At 65.0% G+C, this 9,261-nt stretch carries 9 protein-coding genes; 4 read left to right on the forward strand and 5 right to left on the reverse strand.

Features of this window, described 5'->3' with window-relative positions; translation table 11 throughout:
* Together EOD07_RS12060 and EOD07_RS12065 are read right to left on the reverse strand one after the other, a co-directional pair.
* The coding region (locus EOD07_RS12060) for an NAD(P)-binding domain-containing protein (protein WP_245470070.1) at positions 1 to 165 on the reverse strand (165 nt) is incomplete at its 3' end.
* A gap of 56 nt (positions 166 to 221) precedes the next feature.
* Entirely contained in the window at positions 222 to 2,630 is a 2,409-nt protein-coding gene (locus EOD07_RS12065) for a glucan 1,4-alpha-glucosidase (protein WP_127235609.1), read from the reverse strand.
* Positions 2,631 to 2,824: 194 nt separating this feature from the next.
* Here EOD07_RS12065 and EOD07_RS12070 point away from each other — a divergent pair, with 194 nt between their 5' ends.
* Genes EOD07_RS12070 through EOD07_RS12085 form a run of 4 tightly spaced genes read left to right on the forward strand, consistent with a single transcriptional unit; the run spans position 2,825 to position 7,275 of the window.
* Positions 2,825 to 3,841, forward strand: coding sequence for an ABC transporter substrate-binding protein (locus EOD07_RS12070; RefSeq protein ID WP_040991502.1), 1,017 nt, complete (start codon positions 2,825 to 2,827; stop codon positions 3,839 to 3,841).
* Between the two features lie 41 nt (positions 3,842 to 3,882).
* Complete coding sequence (locus EOD07_RS12075) at positions 3,883 to 5,346, forward strand: sugar ABC transporter ATP-binding protein (RefSeq protein ID WP_127235610.1); 1,464 nt, start codon at positions 3,883 to 3,885, stop codon at positions 5,344 to 5,346.
* Position 5,347: 1 nt separating this feature from the next.
* Positions 5,348 to 6,325 (forward strand): ABC transporter permease, encoded by a 978-nt coding sequence (locus EOD07_RS12080; protein ID WP_164772198.1) that lies wholly within the window; start codon positions 5,348 to 5,350, stop codon positions 6,323 to 6,325.
* A gap of 2 nt (positions 6,326 to 6,327) precedes the next feature.
* Entirely contained in the window at positions 6,328 to 7,275 is a 948-nt protein-coding gene (locus tag EOD07_RS12085; protein ID WP_040991508.1) for an ABC transporter permease, read from the forward strand.
* 1 nt (position 7,276) lies between these two features.
* Here EOD07_RS12085 and ppa read toward each other — a convergent pair whose 3' ends face one another.
* From ppa to EOD07_RS12100, 3 genes are all read right to left on the reverse strand, one after another.
* The gene (gene ppa, locus EOD07_RS12090) at positions 7,277 to 7,810 is read right to left on the reverse strand and encodes an inorganic diphosphatase (protein ID WP_040991510.1); all 534 of its coding nucleotides are present in this window, start codon (positions 7,808 to 7,810) and stop codon (positions 7,277 to 7,279) included.
* A 227-nt stretch (positions 7,811 to 8,037) separates the two neighbouring features.
* Entirely contained in the window at positions 8,038 to 8,547 is a 510-nt protein-coding gene (locus tag EOD07_RS12095; protein WP_073985165.1) for a GNAT family N-acetyltransferase, read from the reverse strand.
* A 102-nt stretch (positions 8,548 to 8,649) separates the two neighbouring features.
* Positions 8,650 to 9,261: TPM domain-containing protein (locus EOD07_RS12100; protein ID WP_164772199.1), on the reverse strand; the 612-nt coding region annotated here is incomplete at its 5' end.

Raw genomic sequence — 9,261 nt, forward strand, 5'->3', positions numbered from 1 at the left:
GCCGACGAACTCCTCCAGCGAGGCGGCGCCAATGGCGCCATCCTTGACCATGCCGGCGACGCTTGCCGAATTGATGTCGTAGACGACGCATTCATGGCCGTCACGCAACAGGCGCCGCACCATGTTGGCGCCCATCCTGCCCAGTCCCATCATTCCGATCTGCATGGTGTCATCCCGATTGCTTGAGGAAAGGAGAAATCTACTGGCCCTGTTGCGTCGATTTATGACGCGTCGATGCCGACGCTGAAGTCGACATTCTCCCAACGCATCGCCTCGGGCCAGAAAAAAGTGAAGACGACGACGGTTCCCGGCCGCAGGCGGTCAACGGGCAAATCCACCAGATGGATGCCGAACGCATTCTCGGCCGTCCTGCTGTCCTGCACGGTCAGCCATTTGTCGCTGCTCCAATGGACGACGCCCGGCGCCGACAATTCGACGCGCAGCGCCTTGCCGGCCGGGATGGAGCGGATCTTGTGGTTGAAGCGCCAGATCCGCAGCGGCGAGACCGTCTTGTCCCGGATGTAGCGCTCGACGCCCTGCGGCGGCAGGTCGAAGACGGCGCCGTCGCGCAGCGAGCGCAAAAGCTTGATATGCTCGGCGTGCGCCCAGACCAGCGGCATGGCGCTGCCGGAAGGAGCGCCCAGCCGCAATTCGCGGTCAGGCATGTCGGGGCGGTCCCAGACCTGCTCGGGTAGAAGCCCGCCCACGCCGGCCGAGCGTTCGAAAGTCTCGAGCAGCTGTGCCGCCCTGTCCTTGCGGCCGGCGGCCAGCTCGTAATGGGCGCGCTCGCCGGCAAGCAGCGGCCACGGCCGTCCGCGGCCGGTGCCGTCGAAAGGCGCGCCGTCCTCGTGCTCGCCATAGCCGTCGCCGGTATAGCGGTACCAGAGCGGCCCCTGCGGCAGGTCGCAGCGCAGCTCGGCGTCGATGGCCCTGACGGTGTTCAGGATGCGCGGATCGTCCGCGGATCTGAGCCCGAAACGCACCAGCGCCAGGGCGTCCGGGCTGATGATCGCCTCGGCCGGCTTGTCGGTATCGCCCGGCGGCCGGTTCTTGATCGGCACGAAACCATCCTTGGGCGAGGCGGCGCCGCCATCGTCGGGCGGGGCTATGCGGACATAATAACCCTCGATTCCCGCCCGGGCGCAGAGCTCGGTGCCGGTGACATAGCCCCAGCGCTCCACCTGGTCGTTCCAGCAATCGGCGATCTCACGCAGATAGTTTGCCGGCTCATTTTTCCCGCAAACGTCCAGCATGTCGGCGGCGGCGAGCAATCCGGCTATCTCCACGGCCAGCGTGAACGGGCTGTAGCCGGCATCCTCCTCCCAGCGATCCTCGCCGGTGACGGGGCCGTTGCGCACGACATAGGCGGCCGCCTTTTCGATCATGGCCAGGAAGTCTGTAAGCTTCGACTTCGGCAGATGGCCAGCGCGGCGCAAGGCGTCGGCGAGCAGCAGCGGAAAGGCGCATTCGTCCATCTGGATGCCGGGCCAATAGGCGGTGCCGTCGGACCAGCAATTCTGCGGCCAGTGGCCGTCCGGCTGCTGGATCGAGCGCAGATAGGTGAGGATCTGCAGCGCCTGCCTGCCGTCGCCGGCGGCGAGGAAGCCGCCCGCCGTTTCGACCAGGTCGCGCGGCCAGACGAGGTGATAGCCGCCGAGGTCGTCGTCGCCCTTGTTGAAACCCCAGGGGATCGACAGGCTGGCGACGGCGGCGCCGGGCCTTGCGATCGACAGATGCGTTGCCAGCACCGCCGTGCTGGCGCGGTAGGTGTTCAGACCGGAGGCGGCGCGGCGGTCGAGTTTTTCCAACCCTGCCTGGAATTTCCGCCAGTTCTCGACATAGGTTTTGGCGGTCGGCTCGAAACCCTGTTCCAGGCTTGCAAGCGCAAGGTCGGCGGCTTCTTGTGGCGAAGCGCCAAAGCCCAGCGCCAGCAGAGCAACCGCCTTGCCAGCCGAAAAGCCGATCTCGCCGGTGAGCGCGACATTGCCGTTTTCGGCTGTGTGACAGGAAGGATCGAGCGCGCCGCTGTCGCGCAGTTGCTGCCAGCCGTCGGAGACGCCGACATAGCCGGCCGAACAGGCGCCCCAGGGCAAGGAGGAGGCAAGCGCCAGCGAGACGCCGCGTCCGGTGGCGAAGAGAAGGCGCTGCCCCTTGTGCTCGCCGATCCAGGCCGTGTTGCCCATGCCGGCGTTGACGAGATGCGGTGCAAGCAGCGCGTAGACGCGATAGTCGGCCGCTTGGCCCTTGAGCGCGGTGAAGCTGGTTTCCTGCAGCAGTACGGATTGTTTCGAATCCGTAACGATGCGTTTTTCGATTCGGTAGGCACCATCGGAAGCGATGTTGGTCAGCCTGTAGCCGGGCACCCCGTCCTCGAAAGGCTCGACGGTGTGGGCCGCATCGCGCTTCTCCTCGGAAAAATAACCGCCGGGGCCGGTGACGATCAGCCCCAGGTCGCGCGTGCAGGCGCTGTCGAGGCGCGGGTAATAGATCTCGTTGAGGATGCCGTGGCTGGTGGTGAACCAGAGCGGGCTTCTTGCCGAAAGGGCGGTTCCGACGCCGCTCTTGGCGCTTGACGTCCAGCGCGCCGGAATTCCGGGCGCGCCTTTGGCAACGGTCGGCGTCACTGCCATGCATTGGCCTCCTGTCGCGTTCCTAGACCAGGAGTCGCCGTCTTTTCAATCGCCTAACCGCAAGTTGATCGGGCAGTGCCAATGCTTTGCAGTTGACTCCTTGCGGTTCCTCTGAATTTGTCTGACAATAGATAAAAAACAGGGAATACGCGTTACGACCATCTGTCTAGACCGGCAACCTCGGGAGGAAACCTATGAAGAAACTGCTCGTATTGGGTGCATTCGCGGCGATGCTCGCCTCGGGCACCGCACTTGCCGACACCAGCGGCAAGAAGATCGCCTTTTCCAACAATTATGCCGGCAATTCGTGGCGCCAGGCGATGCTCGACAGCTACGGCATCGTCACCAAGAAAGCGGTCGACGACAAGATCGTCGCCGCGGCGGACGTCTTCACCACAGCCGACAAGGAAGTGCCGACCCAGGCCGCGCAGGTGCAGAACCTGATCCTGCAGGGCTATGACGCCATCGTCATCAACGCCGCCTCGCCCGATGCGCTGAACGGCGCCATCAAGCAGGCCTGCGATGCCGGCATCACCGTCGTCTCCTTCGACGGCACCGTGACCGAGCCCTGCGCCTATCGCGTCGTCGTCGACTTCAAGGATATGGGCAAGCAGGAAGTCGAGCAGATGGCCAAGTTCCAGCCGAAGGGCGGCAATCTGCTGGAAATCCGCGGTCTCGCCGGCACCTCGATCGACGATGCCATCCATGCCGGCATCCTCGAAGGCGTCGCGGCCCATCCCGAGTTCAAGATCGTCGGTTCTGTGACAGGCGATTGGGACCAGACCACGGCGCAGAAGGCTGTTGCCACCATCCTGCCGTCGCTGCCGGACATCGTCGGCATCGTCGACCAGGGCGGCGACGGCTATGGCGCCGCACAAGCCTTCGCCGCCGCCGGCAAGCCGCGCCCGACCATCATCATGGGCAACCGGCAGGACGAGCTGAAGTGGTGGAAGGAGCAGAAGGAGAAGGACGGCTACAAGACCTGGTCGGCCTCGATCGCGCCCGGCGTCTCGACGCTGGCCTTCTGGGTGGCCCAGCAGGTGCTCGATGGCCGCAAGGACATTCCTCACGACCTGCTGGTGCCGTATCTCGCCTTCACCCAGGACGATTTCGAGGCCGCATTGCCGAAGATCAAGGAAGGCGGCGTCGCCACGCACGAATACACGCAGGAAGACGCCATCGCTGCCATCAAGGCCAACATCAAGCAATAGCGGCATTTGCCAGCCGCATCGCCAACCGGATAAAGTTGAGGATGCTCCAGGCTATTGCGGATATCGTCAGGCTCAACGGCGCCGAAAAGCATTTCGGCGCCGTTCGGGCGCTTAACGGCGTCGACTTCCATGTCGGCGCCGGCGAATGCGTCGGGCTGGTCGGGCATAATGGCGCCGGCAAGTCGACGCTCATGCATATGGTGGCCGGCACGCTTCGGCCGGATGGCGGGCAGATCGCCGTGCGCGGCAATCAGGAGGCGAGCTATTCGGTGGCGCGCGCGCTCGAGCTCGGCATACGCTGCGTGTTCCAGGAGCTGTCGCTCTGCCCCAATCTCAGCGTCGCCGAGAACACCCGCATCAACCATCCCTCGCTCGCCGGCATCGGCTGGCGGCGCAGGGCCGCCGACCTCATCCGCGCCAAGCTCGACGAGATCTTCCCGGAACACGGTATTTCGGCCGACGACATCGCCGGCGACCTTTCGATCGGAAGGCGGCAGATGGTCGAGGTGGCGCGCGCCTTCACGCTGACCCGCGAGCCGCTGCATCTGGTCATCCTCGACGAGCCGACCTCTTCGCTCGACGCGCACACGGCGGGGCAGTTGCTGTCCTTCGTGCGCCGCTTCGTGGCGGCCGGCGGCAGCTGCATCCTGATCTCGCATGTGCTGGGCGAGGTGCTGCAGAACGCCGACCGCATCGTGGTGATGCGCGACGGCAAGGTGGTCGCGGCGGACGCCGCGAGCGCTTTCGACCGCGACAAGCTTGTCGCGGCCATGGGCGGCGCCGAAGGACATCAGAAGGCCGCCGCCGAAGCCCGGAAAATCGAGGCTGGCGCGCTCAGGGTACGCGCGCGTCCGGCCAGGCAGCAGGACGACAAGGAGCTTGTCGCCCGCGCCGGCGAGATCATAGGCCTCGCAGGCCTTGCCGGGCATGGCCAGACCGACCTTTTGCTGGCGATCTTCTCGGCCGCCTCCCGCGCAAAAGCCGGCGTCGAGGTCACCGCGCCGGTGGCGCTGGTCGCCGGCGACCGCCAGTCGGACGGCATCTTTTCGCAATGGTCGATCGCGCAGAATATCGGCATCCGCTCGCTGGCCCGGCTGCGCAGCGGGCTGCTTATCTCGCCGCAGCGTGAGGCCGAGCTTGCCGAATTCTGGAAGAAGAAGATCGGCATCCGCACGCCGGACATGAACAACAACATCTATTCGCTGTCGGGCGGCAATCAGCAGAAGGCGCTGTTTGCCCGCGCGCTCGGCTCCGACGCCGAGATCGTGCTGATGGACGATCCGATGCGCGGCGTCGACATCGGCACCAAGCTGGAAGTCTACGACCTCGTGCGCGAGGAGGCCGCCAAGGGCCGAACCTTCCTCTGGTACACCACCGAGACCGAGGAGCTCGATAATTGCGACCATGTCTATGTCTTCAAGAACGGCCGCATTGTCGCCAATCTTGGGCGTGACGAGCTGACGGAGGAAAAGATCATCCAGTCCTCGTTCGGGGATGCGGCCTGACATGACGGCGATCGCTCCCGGCACGCTTCCGAAATCCTCGCCGCGCGGCAGCGCCGCCCGGGCGCGCCTGCTGCGCGGTCTCTTGCCGGCGCTGTCGCTGGCGCTGGTGCTGATCGCGATTGCCTGGCTCAACCCGCGCGCCATCAGCTATTTCGGCTTCAACCTGATGCTCAACCTGGCGATCCCGATCGCGCTGGCGACGATCGCGCAGATGTTCGTCATAGCCGGCAACGAGCTGGATCTCTCGATCGGCACTTTCGTCGGCTTCGTCGGCTGCGTCACCGCGACCTGGCTGAGGGACGCGCCGCTGCTGGGCATTTTCGTGCTCATCGGCTCGATCGGCGTCTACGCGCTGCTCGGCGCGCTGATCCACCTGCGCAACCTGCCGTCCATCGTGGTGACGCTCGGCATGAGCTTCGTCTGGCAAGGGCTTGCCATCCTCGTCCTGCCGAAGCCCGGCGGCAAGGCGCCGGACTGGCTGCTGGCGATCATGTCCTTCAAGCCGCCCTACGTCCCGTTCCCGATCCTTGCCGCGTTGCTGATTGCCGCCGTTGTGCATTTCGGCCTGATGCGCACCTCCTATGGGGTGATCCTGCGCGGTTCCGGCGGCAACGCCGCGGCGCTCAGGCGCGCCGGCTGGTCACTGCTTCGCACCAAGATCGTGCTGTTCGCGCTGACCGGCCTGTTCGGCGTTCTGTCGGGCATGGCGCTGATCGGCATCACCACGTCGGCCGACGCCAATATCGGCAACGGCTACACGCTCTTGTCGATCGCCGGCGTCATCCTCGGCGGAGGCGAGTTCGTGGGCGGGCGCGTGTCGCCGATCGGCGCGGTGCTCGGCGCGCTGACGCTGGCTTTGGCCGCCTCGCCGCTGCTCACCTTCATGCACATCCCGCCCGACTGGCAGGTCGCGGCCAATGGCGCGATCCTGATCATCGTGCTGGCGGCGCGGGTGCTGATCAGCCGCAAGGAGAGGTAGCGATGGCCTCGTTGCGTATGGTGCTCGAAAAGCCCTGGATCTGGTCCTTCGTCGGCGCGCTCGTCGTCTGGCTGGCAACCGTCGCCTTCACCGGCGGTTACGGCGCCGGCGGCATGGTCACGGCGGCGCTGTCGCTTGCCGTCTTCACGGTGATCGTCGGCGTCGGCCAGATGTTCGTCATCACGCTGGGGCCTGGCAATGTCGATTTGTCGCTGCCGGCCAATATCGGGCTGGCGAGCGCGGTCGCCATGAAGGTGATGGGCGGCAGCGATTCCATGATCGTCGTCGGACTGCTCGCCGCGCTCGCCTGCGGCGCGGCCATCGGCGCGATCAACTACCTCTTGATCTGGGCGCTGCGCATCCCGCCGATCATCGCGACGCTGTCGGCGAGCTTCATCATCCAGTCGGTCGACATCAGCTACGGCCGCGGCCTGCAGATCAAGCCGCCGCCAGGCTTCGCCGACTTCACCAACTGGCAAGTGCTGGGCATTCCGGTTCTGGCGATGCTGACGGTGGTTTTCACCATCGGCGCCGCGCTTGCGCTGCAGCGCATGATCTATGGCCGCTCGGTGCTGGCGATCGGCCAGAACATCCGCGCCGCCTGGCTCGCCGGCGTCCATGTCGGCCGCATCCGCTTCCTCACCTACACCCTGTGCGGGGCGCTAGGCGGCATCGACGGAGCGCTGCTTGCCGGCTATTTCCGCGGCGCCAATGTCGATATCGGCAACGAATATCTGCTCGCCTCGATCGCGGTCGTGGTCATCGGCGGCACCTCGGTCGCCGGCGGCAAGGCCAACGTGCCCGGCGTCTGGGGCGCCGGCCTGTTCCTGGTGCTGTTGCTCACCATGCTCAACACCTTCGGCGTCAGCGCCGGCGTGCGGCTGGTGCTGACCGGGCTGATCATCGTCGGGGTGATCACGGCCGCCGGCGGCGAGAAGGCGGTGAGGTAACCTACTTAGCCGCCTTGGCCCGTGCGATCGCGTCGACGATCATCTTCTTGGCGTATTTGGAATCGTGCCAGCCCTCGATCTTGACCCATTTGCCGGGCTCGAGATCCTTGTAGTGCTCGAAGAAGTGCTGCACCTGCTGACGGGTGATCTCCGGCAGATGCGTGTATTCGGTGACGTTCTCATAGCGCAGCGTCAGCTTGGGCGAGGGGACGGCGATCACCTTCTCGTCCTGGCCGGCATTGTCTTCCATGATCAGGACGCCGATCGGCCGCACGTTGATGACGCAGCCCGGCACCAGCGCGCGCGTGTTGCAGACCAGGACGTCGATAGGGTCGCCGTCGCCCGACAGCGTGTGCGGCACGAAGCCGTAATTGCCGGGATAGCGCATGGAAGTGTGCAGGAAGCGGTCGACGAACAGCGTGCCGGCCTCCTTGTCCATCTCGTATTTGATCGGCTCGCCGCCGATCGGCACCTCGATGATGACGTTGACGTCCTCAGGCGGGTTCTTCCCGGTGGCAATCGCTTCGATACGCATGGCTAAAATCCCTCTCTCGATTGCAAGACCGATAGCGGGCGAAGCGTCATGGTGCAATGCGGCGAATAGCACTGAGCGCTAATGGAAGCGCACAGTTTGTGATGGATTGTAACCTAAAGCGCGTCGCGATCTTTCAGATTCGCTCCCTGCGCTTTAGGCTTTTAATTTTGCGCATGTCTTTGCCCCGAAACCGGTTCCCACTTTCGAGAGACATGCTTTAGGCGACGTTAGTCATTCCAGACGAAAGCCACTTTCTTAAGCGCCTTCTGCTCGAAGACCTCGACGCCTTCGGCGACATCGCGGCCGCCATTGCCGGCATAGAAGGCCAGGGCGTTGTGATTGTCTTCCAGCGCCCAGACCACAAGGCCACGCAGGCCGTGGTCTGCGAGACGGGCCTTGGCCGCCTTGAACAGGCGGCTGCCGAGCCCGATGCCCTGATATTCCGGGCGCAGATAGAGCTCGTAGATCTCACCCTGCTGGCGGAGCTCGCGGGCGCGGTTCTTGCCGATCGTGGCATAGCCGGCGACCGTTCCGCCGATCTCGACCACCAGCACCGTGGCGGCGCGGCGAATCGCGTTGGCCCACCAGTCGACGCCGCGGCGGTTGATCATCGAGGTCAGCGTGCGGTGCGGGATGATGCCCGAATAGGCGCCGCGCCAGGCCTGCTGATGCACCTCGGCGATGGCGCTCGCGTCGCGCGGTTCTGCCTTCCGGATGTCGATCGTCAGCGTGTTCATGATTGGTTAACCATAAACCCGCCTCGCCCGATTGCAAAGAGTCCCCCAACACGCCTCGACGCTTTCGCACAGGCGAAAGGTGCGTCGGCGGACGAGGTTGTATCAGATTTCGACGAGGTGATCGTCGAGTTCGTTGGTGTCGCCTTCGGTGACCGGGAAATGCTCGGCAAGCACCGCGCCGACCGATTCGACGGCTTTCACGAAGCCGTCGGCCAACCGGTCGTCGCCGGCGTGTTTCGTGAGGTCGCGCACCACGCCGTCCCAGACATGCTGGCCGACCTTGGCGTCGATGCCGGAGTCGGCGACGACCTCGGCATAGCGCTCGGCGATGGAGACGAAGATGAGCACGCCGGTGCGCGCCTGCGTGCGATGGACGTTGCGGGCCAGGAACTGCTTCATCGCATTGGCGTGCGCGGCCTGATAGCGCAGCCTTCTCGGCACGAAATGAATGCGCAAGGTGGGCAGGAACCAGAGCAGGGCGAACACCGAAGCCAACGCCAGCAGCTGCGCCAGCACGAAATGAGGGAGCCGGATGGTCAGCCACAAGCCTTCCAGCCCGTAGGCGACGGCGAGGCTGGCGATGAACAGGCCGATCGTGGCGGTGAAGGCGGCCGGAAAGAAGTAGCCGTCGCTCGCTCTCGCGACGACGCAATAGATCTCGCCGTCGGTCTTCAGCTCGGCCGTCCGGATCGCCTCCGCGATGCGGTTATGGTC

The sequence above is a fragment of the Mesorhizobium sp. M2C.T.Ca.TU.002.02.1.1 genome (assembly GCF_003997225.1).

Excerpts from the sequence above, each read along its gene's own strand:
- EOD07_RS12085 (WP_040991508.1), top strand. The coding sequence starts at position 6,328 with ATGGCCTCGTTGCGTATGGTGCTCGAAAAGCCCTGGATCTGGTCCTTC.
- EOD07_RS12065 (WP_127235609.1), bottom strand. The coding sequence starts at position 2,630 with ATGGCAGTGACGCCGACCGTTGCCAAAGGCGCGCCCGGAATTCCGGCG.
- EOD07_RS12080 (WP_164772198.1), top strand. The coding sequence starts at position 5,348 with ATGACGGCGATCGCTCCCGGCACGCTTCCGAAATCCTCGCCGCGCGGC.
- ppa (WP_040991510.1), bottom strand. The coding sequence starts at position 7,810 with ATGCGTATCGAAGCGATTGCCACCGGGAAGAACCCGCCTGAGGACGTC.
- EOD07_RS12070 (WP_040991502.1), top strand. The coding sequence starts at position 2,825 with ATGAAGAAACTGCTCGTATTGGGTGCATTCGCGGCGATGCTCGCCTCG.
- EOD07_RS12075 (WP_127235610.1), top strand. The coding sequence starts at position 3,883 with ATGCTCCAGGCTATTGCGGATATCGTCAGGCTCAACGGCGCCGAAAAG.
- EOD07_RS12095 (WP_073985165.1), bottom strand. The coding sequence starts at position 8,547 with ATGAACACGCTGACGATCGACATCCGGAAGGCAGAACCGCGCGACGCG.